The sequence below is a fragment of the Pseudomonas sp. NFACC42-2 genome (assembly GCF_900116055.1).
Lineage (GTDB): Bacteria > Pseudomonadota > Gammaproteobacteria > Pseudomonadales > Pseudomonadaceae > Aquipseudomonas > Aquipseudomonas marginalis.
Genome location: NZ_FOZO01000004.1, coordinates 330,809 through 346,952, shown reverse-complemented (window position 1 = coordinate 346,952; position 16,144 = coordinate 330,809). Strand labels below are relative to the sequence as shown.

Sequence of the window (16,144 nt, the reverse complement as noted above, 5' to 3'; positions counted from 1 at the left end):
CCACCGAGTTCGACATGACCCGCACCCATGAAATCCGCCCTGACCTGGACGAAGGCATCGACCGCAAGGTGCTGGCCCAATTGCGTGCGCGCTTCATGGCCCTCAATGAAGGTCGCATGGCTCGTGCCGTCGAAGGGCTGACGCCGCGCCAGCAAAGCGTGCTGACCCTGCTGCCGCTGTTTTTTCACGTCAATCACCCACTGTTGCCGGGGTATGTCTCAGGCAGCACGCCGGCCGGACTGTCGAACTTCGAGCCCGACGCCCAGGCACTCACGGAAGCCCAGCGCCTGACCCGCTCGTTCTCCTACAAGCCGCGCCCGGTCAATCAACCCAAGCCGATCCACGGCCTGTTCCTGATGGGCAGCCTCGGCACCCTCGCCCAGGCCGACCAGAGCGACATGGATATGTGGGTGTGCCACGCTCCCGACCTGGGCGAAAACGAGCTCGCCGAGCTGCGCAAAAAATGCCAACTGCTGGAAGCCTGGGCCCTGGGCATGGGCGCAGAAGCGCACTTCTTCCTGATCGAGCCGACGCGCTTTGTGCTTGGCGAGCGCGATACACAACTCAGCTCCGACGACTGCGGCACGACCCAGCACTACCTGTTGTTGGACGAGTTCTACCGCACAGCGATCTGGCTGGCCGGGCGTACGCCGATCTGGTGGCTGGTGCCGGTGTATGAAGAGACCCGCTATGCGGAATTCACCCACACACTGATCTCCAAGCGCTTCATCCGCGCCGATGAAACCCTCGACCTCGGCCACCTGGCGCGTATCCCTCCCGGTGAATTCATCGGTGCCGGGCTGTGGCAACTGTTCAAGGGTATCGAGTCGCCCTACAAATCGGTGCTAAAGCTGCTATTGACCGAGGTCTACGCCAGCGAACACCCGAACGTGCACTGCCTGAGCCTGCGCTTCAAGCGCGCGGTGTTCGCCAACCAGATGGACCTGGATGAGCTGGACCCGTACATCGTGGTGTACCGCCGTATCGAGGAATATCTCAAGGCACGCAACGAGCCGGAGCGCCTGGAGCTGGTGCGTCGCGCCCTGTACCTGAAGGTCAACCGCAAGCTCAGCGCCGGTCAGCGCAGCACCAGTTGGCAGCGGCTGTTGCTGGAGCGCCTGGCCCACGAGTGGGGCTGGGACCAACGCCAACTGGCGCTGCTGGACAGCCGCAGCCAGTGGAAAGTGCGCCAGGTGGCCTCCGAGCGCCGCGCCCTGGTCAGCGAGCTGAACTACAGCTATCGCTTCCTGACCCAGTTCGCCCGGACCGAACAGACGGTCAGCCTGATCAACAAGCGCGACCTCAATGTGCTGGGACGGCGCCTGTATGCCGCCTTTGAACGCAAGGCCGGCAAGGTTGAATTCATCAACCCCGGCATCGCCCCGGACCTGGCCGAAGACACCCTGACCCTGGTGCAATCGCCCAACCGCAAGGAGCCCGGCCAGCACCACTGGGGCCTGTACAACGGCAACCTCACGGCCCTGGAATGGGAGCACTTCGCGCCGATCAAGCGCAGCCGCGACCTGTTGGAAATGCTCACCTGGTGCCACCGCAACGGCGTCATCGACAGCAGTACGCGCCTGGCGCTGCACCCCGGCACCAGCGACATGACCGAATTCGAGCTGTTCAACCTGCTGGGCAGCCTGCAGCAGGCTATCGCCCTGCCCCTGGCCAGCGTTGATGAAGCGCGCCTGCTGCGCTCGGCGGTGCCCGAAGAAGTGTTGCTGCTGATCAACGTCGGCGTCGACCCGCTCAAGCATCATCGCGACCTGAATATCCTGATGACCACCGAGCGCACCGACTCCCTGAGCTATGCCGGTGTGCGCGACAACCTCGTACTGACCCTCGATCAGGTCACACTCAACAGCTGGAACGAGGTGATGGTCAGCCGCTACGACGGCCCCCATGCGCTGCTCGACTGCCTGCGCGACTACCTCAATCAACTGCCGTCGGATCATCTGCCTCGGCTGCGGGTGCGCTGCTTCTGTCACAACCGCGCGCAGTTCATTGCCCAGCGAGTGGAAGAAATCTTCGACACCGCACAGAACCTGCTGCTGGGTCAGGGCAATCACCGCTACGTGCTCCAGGTACAGCAGCACTATCACGTGATGGAGTTGATGCCCGGCCAGGCCACCCACGTATCACTGGCGACCCAGGATGCGCTGGTCGCCTACCTCAGCGAAGAATTGGCCAGCTACAGCCCGCTGCACCTGGATGCCATGGCGCTGGAAGACCACGACCTGGCGCTGTTGCTGCCCATGGGCATGGCCGATTGCGTGCAGGTGTTCTACCGGGTCAACGAAGGCTTCGCCGAGCTGTATGTGCTGGATGAATTCAACGCGCTCTGGCAGCAACGCTTGCCGTTTCATGATGAACAGAGCCTGTTGGCGCCGCTGCAGCGCTTTTTGCAGTCGATCATCTACCGCCGGGAAGCACTGTCGCCCCTGGACACGCAACAACCGTTGGGTGAGGTGCAAATCTTGTACTACCAACTGCTGCCGTCGGGCAGCACGCGCGCGCGCGGTGTCGAGCCGCGGCCGGCCCCACAGAACCCCGCGAACAAGCCGTTTTATGACGTGCAGGCGATTATCGGCAAGGCGGCGCCGGGCCAGGTGGGCATAACCCTGTACTGCAATCAGCGGGAGTTTTCCGAGCTGGAGTTTGGCGACCAACTGTTTGCGGTGGTCGCCCAGGAAATCGTCGGGCAACGCCGGGAAACCGAGCGCTACCGCTGCTACATCACCGACCTCGACCTGTCGGGGCTGCTCGGTGATGTGCAAAGCCCAAGCAATTTGTACCTGCGCTACAAGGCCGAGCTGGAGCTCGCGCTGAATGAGGCGCTGAGCCAGGTCTAGAGAGGAAAGGCGCCGCCATCCTTGGGCTGACCATCAACACTGAGCAGCTCAAGCTTGAGGGTCTTGCCGCCCGGTGCCGGCCAATCGATATGCTGCCCTACCTGCAGGCCAAGCAAGGCACTGCCCACCGGGGCCAGGACCGAAATCTTGCCTTCATCGGCATTTGCATCTTTCGGGTAGACCAGGGTCAGGTGGTAGTCCTTGCCGCTGCCTTGCTCACGGCAATGCACGCTGGAGTTCATGGTCACGACCGTTGCAGGCACTTCATCGTGGCCAACCACTTCTTCGGCGCGGTCGAGTTCGGCTTGCAGTGCAATAACGCCCGGCTGCGTCTCGTCCATACGGTCGATCAATTGCTCAAGACGCTGCACATCAAGACGGGTGAGGATGATGGAAGGTGCGGTCATGATTCAGGCAGACTCCTTTTTTCTGCACAAAAAAGCAAAACCCCGCCAGGAAAAGGCGGGGTTCTCACGGGCCTCGATGAGTTGAGGCGTATCCGGACACTACCACAGCACCGTAAATAAACAAGACGGGCTCAAGGCGCGGCCTTGCGTTGCTCGGCCTGGGCCACGATCACTCGGCGCCGCTGATCATCGGCGGAGCGCCATTCACGGATGTCTTCCACATGGCGGAAGCAGCCGAGGCAGACTTTTTGCTCGTCCAGGCGACACAAACTGATACAAGGTGACGGCACCGCCGGGCTGACATTACTGAACAGCGGCTTGGGCGGGCGTACGGGCGCAGGCTGGGTCACGGTCAAATCTCGTCGAAATCCAGCTCGGCGCCGGTATATTCGTGGACCAGGCGCGCGAGCATCTCGCCCAGCAACTCCTCACTCTTGTCGCACTGCCATTTGCCGCTTTCTTCGTCGTAGTCGAAGTGAACGCCCCCGGAGCGCGCCGCCAGCCACAGCTGCCGCAGCGGTTCCTGACGGCTGAAGATCAGTTGCTGGCCGCTCTCGAACTTGACGGTCAACACCCCGGCCGAGTTTTCCAGATCCACGTCCAGGCCGCTGTCGTCGAAAATATCTTCCAGCGCCTGCTGGGTCGCATCCACCAGGTCGTGAAAACGGGCTTCGGTCAAACTCATTGTGGCAACCTCAAAAGTGTCTGGTTTTGCTCAAGCGCCGCACGATACGGGCGAGCCCCGCCGATTGCAAAGGATACCGATTTCAACGCGATTGACGGCGTGAAATATCCTCAATCAGCGTAGTCCGCTTCCCTGCCATCTCGGCAAACCCCCGCCGGACGGGTATTTCAGCGCATAGGCAAGCTGGCGGGTGGTCGGTATACTCGGGCGCAATTAATGCATATTCAAGGATTTCGCCATGAAGCGCCTGATCTCTTCCCTTGCTGCGCTCGTCGCGGTCGCTTGCCTCGTTAGTGCCTGTGGTCAAAAAGGCCCGCTGTACCTGCCCGATGACAGCAAAGACCCGAATGAACAGGCGCAATCGTCGCAAAAGCCCTCCAAAGCGCATAAGCACGACACCTACGAATAAGGGAGCTCCATGGACGCTTTTAACTACCGGGACGGCGAGCTGTTCGCGGAAGGCGTGGCGTTGTCCGCGATTGCCCAGCGCTTTGGTACCCCGACCTACGTGTACTCCCGTGCGCATATCGAAGCCCAATACCGCTCGTTCACCGACCCTCTCGATGGCATACCGCACCTGGTGTGCTACGCCGTCAAGGCCAACTCCAACCTGGGTGTACTGAATGTCCTGGCGCGTCTGGGCGCCGGTTTCGACATCGTCTCCCGTGGCGAGCTGGAACGAGTCCTGGCCGCCGGCGGCCAGGCCGACAAGATCGTGTTCTCCGGCGTCGGCAAGAGCCGCGAGGACATGCGCCGGGCCCTGGAAGTCGGCGTACATTGCTTCAACGTCGAATCCACCGACGAGCTGGAACGCCTGCAAGTCGTCGCCGCCGAGATGGGTGTTCGTGCGCCGATCTCACTGCGCGTCAACCCGGACGTCGATGCCGGCACCCACCCGTACATTTCCACCGGTCTCAAAGAGAACAAGTTCGGCATCGCCATTGCCGACGCCGAAGACGTGTACATCCGTGCCGCCCAGCTGCCGAACCTGGAAGTGCTGGGTGTCGACTGCCATATCGGCTCGCAACTGACCACACTGCCGCCGTTCCTGGATGCCCTCGACCGCCTGCTGGCATTGATCGACCGCCTGGGCGAATGCGGCATCTACCTGCACCATATCGACCTCGGTGGTGGCGTGGGCGTGCGTTATCGCGATGAAGAGCCACCGGCGATCGCCGACTATATCCAGGCCGTGCGCGAGCGCATCGAAGGCCGCGACCTGACGCTGATGTTCGAGCCGGGCCGCTATATCGTCGCCAACGCCGGCGTGCTGCTGACCCAGGTCGAGTACCTCAAGCACACCGAGCACAAGGATTTCGCCATCGTCGATGCGGCGATGAACGACCTGATCCGCCCGGCGCTGTACCAGGCCTGGATGAATGTTACTGCCGTGACGCCTCGCAACAGCGAAGCACGCGCCTATGACATCGTCGGCCCGATCTGCGAGACCGGCGACTTCCTGGCCAAGGATCGTCAACTGGCCCTGGAAGAAGGCGACCTGCTGGCCGTGCATTCGGCCGGTGCCTACGGGTTTGTCATGAGTTCCAACTACAACACCCGCGGGCGTACCGCCGAGGTGTTGGTGGACGGTGATCAAGCGTTTGAAGTGCGTCGCCGCGAGACGGTAGCCGAGTTGTATGCTGGCGAAAGCCTGCTGCCGGAGTAAGCCATGCTGCTGCGTTTTACCAAGATGCACGGGCTGGGCAATGATTTCATGGTCCTCGACCTGGTCAGCCAGCACGCGCACATCCTGCCCAAACACGCTAAACAGTGGGGCGACCGGCATACCGGGATTGGCTTCGACCAATTGCTGATCGTCGAGGCGCCAAGCAACCCGGAGGTGGATTTCCGTTATCGGATCTTCAACTCCGACGGCTCCGAAGTGGAACAGTGCGGCAACGGTGCGCGCTGCTTTGCACGCTTTGTGCTGGACAAGCGCCTGACCACCAAGCGGCAGATTCGCGTCGAGACCAAGAGCGGCGTGATCGAGCTGGATATCCGCAGCGACGGCCAGATCAGCGTCAACATGGGCGCGCCGCGCCTGGTGCCGGCGGATATTCCGTTCCAGGCGACTGAGCAGGCCGCCAGCTACCCGCTGGACGTTGACGGCCAGACCGTCGACATCGCTGCCGTGTCCATGGGCAACCCCCATGCGGTGCTACGGGTCAACGACATCAACACTGCCCCCGTGCATGAACTGGGGCCGAAAATCGAACACCACCCGCGCTTTCCGGCGCGGGTCAATGTGGGTTTCCTGCAGGTGATCGACCGTTCCCGCGCGCAATTGCGCGTGTGGGAACGCGGCGCCGGCGAAACCCAGGCCTGCGGTACCGGTGCTTGCGCCGCTGCCGTGGCCGCGATCAGCCAGGGGTGGATGGATTCGCCACTGTTGATCGACCTGCCCGGTGGACGCCTGTCCATCGAGTGGGCAGGCCCTGGCCACCCGGTGATGATGACCGGGCCGGCCTCGCGCGTATACGAAGGACAGGTCCGTCTATGAGTGAGCCAAGCCAATGACCGATAAGCCTCAAGTACCCGCACAAGCAACAACCCCGAGCGAAAGTCTGGAGGCCGCTGCCGTCGCGGCGTACCTTGAGGCTAATCCGGACTTCTTCGTCGAACACGAAGAACTGCTCCCGGCCCTGCGCATCCCCCACCAGCGCGGCGACACCGTGTCGTTGGTGGAGCGACAGATGAAGATCCTGCGCGAGCGCAATATCGAAATGCGCCACAAGCTCTCGCACCTGATGGATGTCGCCCGCGACAACGACCGTCTGTTCGAGAAAACCCGCCGCCTGATTCTTACCCTGATGGACGCCACCAGCCTGGAAGAAACGGTCATCGCCGTGGAAGACAGCCTGCGCCAGGACTTCCAGGTACCGTTTGTCAGCCTGATCCTGTTCAGCGACAACCCGATGCCGGTGGGTCGCTGGGTCAGTGGCGGCGACGCGCAAACCGCGATCGGCGGCCTGCTTTCCGAAGGCAAGACCATCAGCGGCACCCTGCGCGAGCACGAGCTGGACTTCCTGTTCGGCGCCGAACAGCGCAAGCAGATAGGCTCTACCGCCGTCGTCGCCCTCAGCCATCAAGGCCTGCACGGCGTACTGGCCATCGCCAGCCGCGATCCCGCGCACTACAAGAGCTCGGTGGGCACTTTGTTCCTCACCTATATCGCCGAAGTACTGGGCCGCGTCCTTCCGCGCCACACCACCGCCCTGCGCGCGGTGCGCTAGCCATGGAACGGCAACTGGACGCTTACTGCGCTCACCTGCGTAACGAGCGCCAGGTGTCACCCCATACCCTGGAGGCTTACCGACGGGACTTGAACAAGGTCCTGGCGTATTGCGAAAAGCAGCAGGTCACCAGCTGGAAGGCCTTGGATATCCAGGGCCTGCGCAGCCTGATCGCACGGCTGCACCAGGCGGGCCAGTCCTCGCGCAGCCTGTCGCGACTGCTGTCGGCGGTGCGCGGTCTCTATCACTACCTCAATCGCGAAGGCCTCTGCGACCACGACCCGGCCAACGGCCTGGCCCCGCCGAAAGGCGAGCGACGCCTGCCCAAGACCCTGGACACCGACCGTGCCCTGCAATTGCTCGATGGCGCCGTGGAGGACGATTTCCTCGCCCATCGCGACCAGGCGATCCTCGAACTGTTCTACTCTTCAGGCCTGCGCCTATCGGAGCTGACGGGCCTGAACCTCGATCAACTGGACCTGGCCGACGGCCTGGTGCAAGTGCTCGGCAAAGGCAGCAAGACTCGGGTGCTGCCGGTAGGCAGGAAAGCCCGCGAAGCCCTGCAACTATGGCTGCCGCTGCGCGCCCTGGCCAACCCGGTGGACGACGCGGTGTTTATCAGCCAGCAAGGGCGGCGCCTGGGGCCACGCGCCATCCAGGTACGGGTCAAGGCTGCCGGCGAGCGCGAGTTGGGGCAGAACCTGCATCCACATATGCTGCGGCACTCCTTTGCCAGCCATATGCTGGAATCCTCCCAGGACCTGCGCGCCGTGCAGGAACTGCTTGGCCACTCCGACATCAAGACCACGCAGATCTATACCCATCTGGACTTCCAGCACCTGGCAACGGTCTACGACAGCGCCCATCCACGGGCCAAACGCATCAAGGACGGCGACTCATGAGCATCAAGCTGATCACCTTCGACCTGGACGACACGCTCTGGGACAACGTACCCGTCATCATCAGCGCCGAAGCGGCGATGCGCGAATGGCTGGCCACCCATGCCGCCAAGGTGGGCGACCTGCCCCTGGAGCATTTCGCCAGCCTGCGCCAACAGGTGCTGCAACGGCATCCCGAACTCAAACACCGCATCAGTATCCTGCGCCATCGGGTGTTGATACATGCGTTTGAAGAGGCCGGTTATCCACAGCCTGAGGCCACGGAAATGGCCGATGTGTGTTTCGAAGCGTTCATTCACGCCCGCCATCAGCTCACGCCTTTCCCTGAGGCCGAGCCGATGCTGCAAGCGCTGCGCCAGCACTTTCTGCTGGGTGTGATCACCAATGGCAATGCCGATGTGCAGCGTGTTGGCCTGGCGGACTACTTTCACTTTGCGCTACGCGCTGAAGATATTGGCATCGCCAAGCCGGATGCGCGGCTGTTCCAGGAAGCGCTGCAGCGCGGCGGAGTAGATGCCAGTGCGGCGGTGCATGTTGGCGACCACCCCGGGGACGACATTGCCGGGGCCCAGCAGGCGGGGCTGCGGGCGGTGTGGTTCAACCCGTCGGGCAAGGTGTGGGAAGGGGATAAACTCCCGGACGCACAGATTCGCAGCCTGACGGAGTTGCCGGCGTTACTTCGTAGCTGGCAGTAATACGGGTGAGAAAAATGTGGGAGGGGGTGACCTGTAGCCGGTTATTACAGGCATGAAAAAACCCGCAGCGACGGCGGGCTTTTTCTTACAAGCAGGTGGCTGACCTTAGATAGGTCGGCTGCCGTACTTGTTATCCGGCTTCTTGGGCGGGTCTGCAACCACATTGGGCTCGACTTCGACCACTTTGCCGCCTTTGGCAAGAAACTCTTCCATCGCACGGGCCAGGGCATCGCGCTCTTTGTTCTTGGCCTCAACGCTCGGCAATTCATCTACCGAAACAGCAGCCTTGGCTTTGCCCTTGGCAGCTGGAACAGGAGCGTCATCACCACCGTCGTCCTCAGCAACGTCTTCCGCCGCCGCTTCAAGACCTTCTTCGGTGTCGTCTTCGTCACCTACTTCGAGTTCGTCGTTTTCCAGATCATCGTCGCTCATGTTCTACCTCATGACTTGCGAAAAGCAGATTAGTTATAGCCCAGCTTCGCCCTCTGTCGAGGTTGCCGGAAAAAAATCACATCCACCGGATAACCAGTGGCTTATGCCCCATCACCGTGCAAGGTGGCGAGGACTTTACGAGCACCGCCATGATCACGGTGCTCGCCCAGATAAACACCTTGCCAGGTCCCCATCGCCAAGCGGCCGGCCTTGACCGGCAAACTCAGCTGGCAGCCCAGGAGACTGGCCTTGAAGTGCGCCGGCAGATCATCCGGACCTTCGTCGTTGTGTTCGAACCCGGCGCGGCCTTGCGGCACCAGCGAGTTGAAAAAACGCTCGAAGTCACGACGAACCGCCGGATCGGCATTCTCGTTGACGGTCAACGAGGCCGAGGTGTGCTGCAGCCACAGGTGCAACAGGCCCACGCGGCAGGCCTTCAGTTCAGGCAAGCCGGCAAGCAACTCGTCAGTCACCAGGTGAAAGCCCCGGGGCTTGGCCCGCAGGGTAATCAGGGTCTGTTGCCACATACAGTTCTCCGCCCATCGGCGCGCATTCTAGCGCGCTCTGGGAAAAAACAAAGTGCCGAATACGCCTACATGCCTGTAAGACATTCGCACGCCGGAAAGTGCATGACAAACTCTGCGCAAAAACCGGCACAGCTTGTTATGACTGACAAACGCCAGGCAAAAAAATGCCCGGCAAGCCGGGCATCTTTTTTTCGCGTACTTACAGGTTGTAGCCGCGTTCGTTGTGTTGCGCCAGGTCGAGGCCGACAGCCTCTTCCTCTTCGGTAACCCGCAGGCCCATGACCGCGTCCAGCACCTTGAGGATGATGAAGGTGACGATGGCGGTATAGATCACGGTGAAGCCGACACCTTTGCACTGGATCCAGACTTGAGCTGCGATGTCAGTCACGGTGCCGAACCCGCCCAATGCAGGGGCTGCAAACACACCGGTGAGGATCGCACCGACGATACCGCCGATACCGTGCACGCCGAATGCGTCCAGGGAGTCGTCGTAGCCCAGCTTGCGCTTGAGGCTGGTGGCGCAGAAGAAGCAGATCACACCGGCCACCAGGCCGATCACAAGGGCGCCCATCGGACCAACAGTACCGGCGGCCGGCGTAACGGCGACCAGACCAGCCACTACACCCGAGGCGATGCCCAGTGCGCTTGGCTTACCGTGAGTGATCCACTCGGCGAACATCCAGCCCAGGGCTGCAGCAGCGGTAGCAATCTGAGTCACCAGCATCGCCATGCCGGCGGTGCCGTTGGCCGCAGCCGCAGAGCCGGCGTTGAAGCCGAACCAGCCGACCCACAGCATGGCCGCACCCACCAGGGTGTAACCCAGGTTGTGAGGCGCCATTGGAGTGGTCGGGAAGCCTTTACGCTTGCCGAGCACGATGCACGCCACCAGGCCAGCGACACCGGCATTGATGTGCACCACGGTGCCGCCGGCGAAGTCCAGCACGCCCCAGTCCCACAGCAGGCCACCGTTGCCGCTCCACACCATGTGGGCGATTGGCGCATAGACCAGAGTGAACCAGATAGCCATGAAGATCAGCATGGCGGAGAACTTCATGCGTTCGGCGAACGCACCGACGATCAGCGCCGGGGTGATGATGGCGAAGGTCATCTGGAAGGTGATGAACACGGCTTCCGGGAACAGCGCAGCCGGCCCGGTGATGCTGGCCGGGGTCACACCCGCCAGGAACGCCTTGCCCATGCCGCCGAAGAAGGAGTTGAAGTTGACCACACCCTGTTCCATACCGGTGGTATCGAACGCGATGCTATAGCCGTAGACAACCCACAGGATGCTGATCAGGCCGGTGATGGCGAAGCACTGCATCATCACCGACAGAATATTTTTGGAGCGCACCATGCCGCCGTAGAACAGCGCCAGGCCTGGAATGGTCATGAACAGCACCAGCGCGGTGGATGTGAGCATCCAGGCGGTGTCACCGGAGTTGAGGACTGGAGCAGCCACTTCGTCTGCCGCCATGGCCAGGCTTGGCATTACGATGGACAACAGGGCTCCGAGCCCTGCGAATTTACGCAGAGTCATATTGTTTTCTCCTGGGGCGTTGGGGTTTGGCGGCTTAGATTGCGTCGGTATCGGTTTCGCCGGTACGGATGCGAATAGCCTGTTCCAGATTGACCACGAAGATCTTGCCGTCACCGATCTTGCCGGTGTTGGCGGCCTTGGTTATCGCCTCGATAACCCGGTCAAGATCCTTGTCGTCAATGGCGACATCAATCTTCACCTTCGGCAGGAAATCGACTACATATTCCGCGCCGCGATACAGCTCGGTGTGACCCTTCTGCCGACCGAAGCCCTTGACCTCAGTAACGGTAATGCCCTGCACGCCGATCTCGGACAACGACTCGCGTACATCGTCCAACTTGAACGGCTTGATGATGGCAGTGACTAGCTTCATGAAAACTCTCTCCCGAATTGGTGGACTTGCCCCAGGAAAACAAACCCGTCTCAAGTCTAAGCGCAGTGCCTGGCTTTGTAACGCATCGTCGCAAGGGCAGTTGCCATTGCGACGCCAGCGAACCACTGGTGACGAAACCTGTACCCCTGATCCGTCGGCGCACTGCATTCGTCACAGCGACTGCATCAGTGCATGGGTCATGATCGTCTAAGCAGAAACCTTGCCAGCTCCGTAAAAATCACTGAAATCAGTCCTTTGCTCACCGAGGCCCACCAACGGGGCCATCCGGCGCCTGCAATGCGCACGAAAACGGTGCACCACCGCCCGGCCGGATGCGCGAAAAGCGTGCGACCCAGGCGGTGAAAAAGACTATAGACGCTGCGTGATACACTGCCCGCCAACAGTTTTCCGGAATATTTCCCATGCTCGCGCCCAAAGACCTCCTCGACGCCCTGAGCGGCCACGCCTCTCGCCTGTTCAGCGGCGACACCCCGCTGCCCCGCAATGAAATCGAAAGCCAGTTCAAGGCCTTGCTGCAAAGCGGTTTCAGCAAGCTCGACCTGGTGAGCCGGGAAGAGTTTGATAGCCAGATGGTGGTTCTCGCCCGCACCCGTGCGCGGCTGGAGAGCCTGGAAGCGAAAGTGGCAGAGCTGGAAGCGCGGTTGACCCCTGCCACTGAATAAATGCGCTCAGTGTGGGAGGGGGCTTGCTCCCGATGGCGGTGACTGAAGCACTGCTATCGGGAGCAAGCCCCCTCCCACATTTGCTCTACCTTTTGCTCTGGATACGTTCTGTAAAACCCTCCCCGCCTCGCTCTTCCCTACCTCGTCTACCCTTGAAAAACCGCAGGAAGCGGCCTCCCCTTTCAAGGAACGAGCATGTCCCTCGCCATCGTCCACAGCCGCGCCCAGATCGGCGTCGAAGCCCCTGCCGTCACCGTCGAGGTGCATATGGCCAATGGTCTGCCGTCCCTGACGCTGGTGGGCCTGCCCGAAACCGCGGTCAAGGAAAGCAAGGACCGCGTGCGCAGCGCCATTCTCAACTCTGCGCTGCAATACCCCGCTCGCCGTATCACCCTCAATCTCGCGCCCGCCGACCTGCCCAAGGACGGCGGGCGTTTTGACCTGGCGATTGCCCTGGGGATCCTGGCGGCCAGTGTGCAGGTGCCGGCGTTGACGCTCGATGATGTGGAATGCCTGGGGGAATTGGCGCTGTCCGGCGAGGTGCGGGCGGTAAAAGGCGTTTTGCCGGCCGCGCTGGCGGCGCGCAAGGCCGGGCGCACCGTGATAGTGCCGCGAGCGAATGCCGAAGAGGCTTGCCTGGCGTCGGGGTTGAAGGTGATTGCGGTGGACCACCTGTTGCAAGTGGTGGCGCACCTGAATGGACATGTGCCGATCGAGCCTTACACGTCCGATGGCCTGCTGTACTTGAACAAGCCCTATCCGGACCTGAGTGAAGTCCAGGGCCAGCTCGCGGCCAAGCGAGCGTTGCTGATCGCGGCAGCGGGGGCGCATAACCTTTTGTTCAGCGGGCCGCCCGGCACCGGCAAGACCTTGCTCGCCAGCCGCCTGCCAGGTTTATTACCGCCGTTGAGCGAACAGGAGGCGCTGGAGGTTGCCGCGATTCAGTCGGTTGTAAGCCTGGCGCCGCTGAGCCATTGGCCCCATCGACCGTTTCGTCAACCGCATCACTCGGCATCCGGCCCGGCACTGGTGGGCGGCGGCTCGAAACCACAGCCGGGAGAAATCACCCTGGCTCATCATGGGGTGCTGTTCCTGGATGAGCTGCCGGAATTTGATCGCAAGGTGTTGGAAGTGCTGCGTGAACCGCTGGAGTCGGGGCATATCGTGATTTCCCGTGCTCGCGACCGAGTGAGTTTCCCGGCACGCTTCCAACTGGTCGCGGCGATGAACCCCTGCCCTTGCGGTTATATGGGCGAACCCAGCGGGCGCTGTCGCTGTACGCCGGAGCAGATTCAGCGGTATCGCAACAAGCTCTCGGGGCCGCTGCTGGACCGGATTGACTTGCACCTGACCGTGGCGAGGGAAACGACGGCACTGAACCCGATCCAACAGGCGGGCGAGGATACCGCCCATGCCTCAGCGCGGGTCGCCCAGGCTCGCGAGCATCAGCAAAAGCGCCAGGGCTGTGCGAATGCCTTTCTTGATCTGCCGGGGCTGCGCGAGCACTGCAAGCTCGCGAAGGTGGATGAAAGCTGGCTGGAAACGGCCTGTGAACGACTGACCCTATCGCTGCGCGCGGCCCATCGACTGCTCAAGGTGGCGCGCACCCTGGCGGATCTGGATCAGGTAGAGACCATCACCCGCGACCACCTGAAAGAGGCCCTGCAATACCGCCCGGCGGCGATCACTTAAGCTTGGCGCAGCGCCAAATGTGGGAGGGGGGCAAGCCTCCCACATCTTGGAAAACGGTGGCTCAGCGAAAGCGATCCACCTCATGGCGCAGGCTCGCCGCCAACGTCTCCAGTTCCTTAGCGGTAATCGCCAGGTTGGACACCACTTCACGTTGCTCGCTGTTGGCCAGCGCAATGCTCTGCAGGTTGCTGCTGAGCAGGGTCGCGGTGCTGCTCTGCTCCTGGGTGGCCGTGGTGATGGCCGCGAACTGCTGACCGGCCGAGCGGCTTTGCTCGTCGATACGCGCCAGGGCCGAGGCCACGTCGGCGTTGCGCGACAGGCCTTCCTGCATCAGCGCGTTGCCTTGCTCCATGGTGCTGATGGCATTGCCGGTTTCCTTCTGGATGCTCTGGATCATGCCGGAAATTTCATCGGTGGCCTCGCGGGTACGCGACGCCAGGTTACGTACTTCGTCGGCCACCACGGCAAACCCACGGCCCTGCTCCCCTGCACGGGCGGCTTCAATGGCGGCGTTGAGCGCCAGCAAGTTGGTCTGTTCGGCAATCGAGGTGATCACGCCGACGATCCCGCCGATTTCCTGGGAGCGCTGGCCGAGGGTGTTGATCACCGTGGCTGTGCTGTTCAGGGCGGTGGCAATGTGTTCCAGGGACGACGACGCCTCCTGCATCGAGGTGCGGCCAATGCGGGTCTGCTGGGCGTTTTCCTGGGCCAGGCGTTCGGTATTGCCCATGTTGTCGGCGATATTCAACGACGTCGCGCTGAACTCCTCTACCGCGCCGGCCATGCTGGTGATCTCGCCGGACTGCTGCTCCATCCCCTCATAGGCACCGCCGGACAAACCGGACAAGGCCTGGGCGCGGCTGTTGACCTCTTCGGCTGCGTTACGGATATGCGAGACCATGGTCGACAACGCTTCGCCCATCTGGTTGAAGCTGCGTGCCAGTTGGCCGATTTCGTCATGGCTGGACACGCTCAAGCGTGCGCTCAGATCGCCCGCACCCAGGGCCTCGGCTTGACTCACCAGGTCACTCAGGGGCTGCAACTTGCTGCGCAGCAGCCAGACCGTGGCGCCCACCGCCAGCAACATCGCCAGCACGCTGCCGATCACCAGGCGAATACCCACGGCCCAGGTCACTGCGCGGATTTCAGCTTTCGGCATGCTTGCGACAACGGCCCACGGGCCGCCTTCGAACGGTACCGAAACGCTATAGAAGTCTTCGTTCTTGTCGCTCCAGAAGCGGCCTTTGCCCGGGGTCTTGGCCAGGTCCAGCATCACCGGCACCGATTGATCCAACGCCTGCACGCCGGCGGGTGCCACCAGCCAGTGCTTTTGCTCATCCAGCAGTGCAAGGGAGCCGGTCTGGCCAATTCGGAAGCGCTTGAGGTTTTCGAATTGGGCATTCTGCGCATCGGTGTAGTCAAAACCGATGAACAGCACGGCGATAACCTTACCGCCGCTGTCACGCACCGGGCTGTACTGGGTCATGTAGGAACGATCGAACAACACCGCCCTGCCGATGTAGGTCTGCCCACCCACAACGCGCTGGTAGGCCGGGCCCTGACGGTCGAGGACGGTGCCGATGGCGCGGTTGCCATCCTGCTTGGTCAGGGACGTGCTGATACGGATGAAGTCGTCGCCACTGCGCACAAATACGGTGGCCACGCCGCCGGACATTTGCTTGAACTCGTCCACCTCATCAAAGTTGTTGTTCAACACCTCGTTGCCCAGGTACAGGCTGGGCGTCTGAACACCGGCCACGCTCACGGGTTGGTCCACATGCACGCTCAACCCGGCACCGAAACGTTTTTCAAACAGCCCGCTCAAACGCTGGGTGCTCTCGCGCAAGGTGCCGTGGAAGGTATTGAGTTGGTCGGCGAGCAGGCGCGCCTCGCTGGCCAGGTGCTCCTCGCGGGTGTCGAGGTTGGCGGAGTCAAGGGAACGCAAGGCAAACACCGTACTGCCGCTGATAACGACAGCCAGAATCAGGGCTAACGCGAGGCCTAACTGGGAGGCAATCCGGGCGCGAGGTTGAGACATGACAGCTCCTGGCCGAGGCCAGGATCATCCTGATCTCATAGCGCTGCTCGGCAAATTATCTGATGGGAAACGTTGGTGCACGATAGTT

The 16,144-nt window shown here is 61.9% G+C and carries 17 protein-coding genes and 1 pseudogene; 9 read left to right on the top strand and 9 right to left on the bottom strand.

Annotation, left to right across the window (positions count from 1 at the left end; translation table 11 throughout):
- The first annotated feature begins 14 nt into the window (after nt 1-14).
- A complete protein-coding gene (locus BM416_RS12375; RefSeq protein WP_092488228.1) occupies nt 15-2,855 on the top strand; it encodes a class I adenylate cyclase in 2,841 nt (946 codons plus the stop codon).
- On the opposite strand, the gene rnk is transcribed toward BM416_RS12375, so the two are convergent.
- From rnk to cyaY, 3 genes are all read right to left on the bottom strand, one after another.
- On the bottom strand, nt 2,852-3,262 hold the full coding sequence (rnk, locus tag BM416_RS12370) for a nucleoside diphosphate kinase regulator (RefSeq protein ID WP_053127715.1): 411 nt from the start codon (nt 3,260-3,262) through the stop codon (nt 2,852-2,854). The two genes, BM416_RS12375 and rnk, sit on opposite strands and share 4 nt — an antisense overlap.
- Before the next feature lie 131 nt (nt 3,263-3,393).
- Nucleotides 3,394-3,612 (bottom strand): DUF1289 domain-containing protein, encoded by a 219-nt coding sequence (locus BM416_RS12365; RefSeq protein WP_027608322.1) that lies wholly within the window; start codon nt 3,610-3,612, stop codon nt 3,394-3,396.
- Nucleotides 3,613-3,614: 2 nt separating this feature from the next.
- Nucleotides 3,615-3,947: an iron donor protein CyaY gene (cyaY, locus tag BM416_RS12360; protein WP_027608321.1), complete on the bottom strand. Its 333-nt coding sequence runs from the start codon at nt 3,945-3,947 to the stop codon at nt 3,615-3,617.
- Nucleotides 3,948-4,185: 238 nt separating this feature from the next.
- On the opposite strand from cyaY, the gene BM416_RS12355 reads away from it, so the two are divergent.
- From BM416_RS12355 to BM416_RS12330, 6 genes are read left to right on the top strand one after another with little or no spacing between them, the layout of a single operon-like run.
- On the top strand, nt 4,186-4,356 hold the full coding sequence (locus BM416_RS12355; protein WP_010207449.1) for an LPS translocon maturation chaperone LptM: 171 nt from the start codon (nt 4,186-4,188) through the stop codon (nt 4,354-4,356).
- Nucleotides 4,357-4,365: 9 nt separating this feature from the next.
- Entirely contained in the window at nt 4,366-5,613 is a 1,248-nt protein-coding gene (gene lysA, locus BM416_RS12350) for a diaminopimelate decarboxylase (protein WP_092488227.1), read from the top strand.
- A gap of 3 nt (nt 5,614-5,616) precedes the next feature.
- Complete coding sequence (dapF, locus tag BM416_RS12345; protein ID WP_092488226.1) at nt 5,617-6,447, top strand: diaminopimelate epimerase; 831 nt, start codon at nt 5,617-5,619, stop codon at nt 6,445-6,447.
- Between the two features lie 13 nt (nt 6,448-6,460).
- On the top strand, nt 6,461-7,180 hold the full coding sequence (locus BM416_RS12340; RefSeq protein ID WP_027608318.1) for a DUF484 family protein: 720 nt from the start codon (nt 6,461-6,463) through the stop codon (nt 7,178-7,180).
- A gap of 2 nt (nt 7,181-7,182) precedes the next feature.
- Nucleotides 7,183-8,082: a tyrosine recombinase XerC gene (gene xerC, locus BM416_RS12335; protein WP_092488225.1), complete on the top strand. Its 900-nt coding sequence runs from the start codon at nt 7,183-7,185 to the stop codon at nt 8,080-8,082.
- Entirely contained in the window at nt 8,079-8,774 is a 696-nt protein-coding gene (locus tag BM416_RS12330; RefSeq protein ID WP_092488224.1) for an HAD family hydrolase, read from the top strand. Before xerC ends, BM416_RS12330 begins: the two co-directional genes overlap by 4 nt.
- 105 nt (nt 8,775-8,879) lie before the next feature.
- On the opposite strand, the gene sutA is transcribed toward BM416_RS12330, so the two are convergent.
- The 4 genes from sutA to glnK form a co-directional block, all read right to left on the bottom strand.
- Nucleotides 8,880-9,206: a transcriptional regulator SutA gene (gene sutA / locus BM416_RS12325; protein WP_027608315.1), complete on the bottom strand. Its 327-nt coding sequence runs from the start codon at nt 9,204-9,206 to the stop codon at nt 8,880-8,882.
- Nucleotides 9,207-9,307: 101 nt separating this feature from the next.
- Nucleotides 9,308-9,733: a secondary thiamine-phosphate synthase enzyme YjbQ gene (locus tag BM416_RS12320; RefSeq protein WP_071485166.1), complete on the bottom strand. Its 426-nt coding sequence runs from the start codon at nt 9,731-9,733 to the stop codon at nt 9,308-9,310.
- Between the two features lie 199 nt (nt 9,734-9,932).
- On the bottom strand, nt 9,933-11,270 hold the full coding sequence (locus BM416_RS12315) for an ammonium transporter (RefSeq protein ID WP_027608313.1): 1,338 nt from the start codon (nt 11,268-11,270) through the stop codon (nt 9,933-9,935).
- 34 nt (nt 11,271-11,304) lie between these two features.
- Entirely contained in the window at nt 11,305-11,643 is a 339-nt protein-coding gene (gene glnK / locus BM416_RS12310) for a P-II family nitrogen regulator (protein ID WP_002555808.1), read from the bottom strand.
- 422 nt (nt 11,644-12,065) lie between these two features.
- Between glnK and BM416_RS12305 the strand changes: the two genes are divergently transcribed.
- Both BM416_RS12305 and BM416_RS12300 read left to right on the top strand, forming a co-directional pair.
- Complete coding sequence (locus tag BM416_RS12305) at nt 12,066-12,326, top strand: accessory factor UbiK family protein (protein WP_092488223.1); 261 nt, start codon at nt 12,066-12,068, stop codon at nt 12,324-12,326.
- A gap of 195 nt (nt 12,327-12,521) precedes the next feature.
- Complete coding sequence (locus tag BM416_RS12300; protein WP_027608311.1) at nt 12,522-14,018, top strand: YifB family Mg chelatase-like AAA ATPase; 1,497 nt, start codon at nt 12,522-12,524, stop codon at nt 14,016-14,018.
- Between the two features lie 61 nt (nt 14,019-14,079).
- Here the strand turns inward: BM416_RS12300 and BM416_RS31140 are convergent, their stop codons facing one another.
- Together BM416_RS31140 and BM416_RS31135 are read right to left on the bottom strand one after the other, a co-directional pair.
- The gene (locus BM416_RS31140) at nt 14,080-14,802 is read right to left on the bottom strand and encodes a methyl-accepting chemotaxis protein (RefSeq protein ID WP_371263390.1); all 723 of its coding nucleotides are present in this window, start codon (nt 14,800-14,802) and stop codon (nt 14,080-14,082) included.
- 180 nt (nt 14,803-14,982) lie between these two features.
- Nucleotides 14,983-16,056, bottom strand: a pseudogene (locus BM416_RS31135) (Cache 3/Cache 2 fusion domain-containing protein); the annotation flags it as partial.
- Between the last annotated feature and the right edge of the window lie 88 nt (nt 16,057-16,144).

Bases quoted from the DNA above. Each gene is read 5' to 3' on its own strand.
- BM416_RS12375 (WP_092488228.1), top strand. From the start codon at position 15: ATGACCCGCACCCATGAAATCCGCCCTGACCTGGACGAAGGCATCGAC.
- rnk (WP_053127715.1), bottom strand. From the start codon at position 3,262: ATGACCGCACCTTCCATCATCCTCACCCGTCTTGATGTGCAGCGTCTT.
- cyaY (WP_027608321.1), bottom strand. From the start codon at position 3,947: ATGAGTTTGACCGAAGCCCGTTTTCACGACCTGGTGGATGCGACCCAG.
- BM416_RS12355 (WP_010207449.1), top strand. From the start codon at position 4,186: ATGAAGCGCCTGATCTCTTCCCTTGCTGCGCTCGTCGCGGTCGCTTGC.
- lysA (WP_092488227.1), top strand. From the start codon at position 4,366: ATGGACGCTTTTAACTACCGGGACGGCGAGCTGTTCGCGGAAGGCGTG.
- dapF (WP_092488226.1), top strand. From the start codon at position 5,617: ATGCTGCTGCGTTTTACCAAGATGCACGGGCTGGGCAATGATTTCATG.
- BM416_RS12340 (WP_027608318.1), top strand. From the start codon at position 6,461: ATGACCGATAAGCCTCAAGTACCCGCACAAGCAACAACCCCGAGCGAA.
- xerC (WP_092488225.1), top strand. From the start codon at position 7,183: ATGGAACGGCAACTGGACGCTTACTGCGCTCACCTGCGTAACGAGCGC.
- BM416_RS12330 (WP_092488224.1), top strand. From the start codon at position 8,079: ATGAGCATCAAGCTGATCACCTTCGACCTGGACGACACGCTCTGGGAC.
- sutA (WP_027608315.1), bottom strand. From the start codon at position 9,206: ATGAGCGACGATGATCTGGAAAACGACGAACTCGAAGTAGGTGACGAA.
- BM416_RS12320 (WP_071485166.1), bottom strand. From the start codon at position 9,733: ATGTGGCAACAGACCCTGATTACCCTGCGGGCCAAGCCCCGGGGCTTT.
- BM416_RS12315 (WP_027608313.1), bottom strand. From the start codon at position 11,270: ATGACTCTGCGTAAATTCGCAGGGCTCGGAGCCCTGTTGTCCATCGTA.
- glnK (WP_002555808.1), bottom strand. From the start codon at position 11,643: ATGAAGCTAGTCACTGCCATCATCAAGCCGTTCAAGTTGGACGATGTA.
- BM416_RS12305 (WP_092488223.1), top strand. From the start codon at position 12,066: ATGCTCGCGCCCAAAGACCTCCTCGACGCCCTGAGCGGCCACGCCTCT.
- BM416_RS12300 (WP_027608311.1), top strand. From the start codon at position 12,522: ATGTCCCTCGCCATCGTCCACAGCCGCGCCCAGATCGGCGTCGAAGCC.
- BM416_RS31140 (WP_371263390.1), bottom strand. From the start codon at position 14,802: ATGGCCGGCGCGGTAGAGGAGTTCAGCGCGACGTCGTTGAATATCGCC.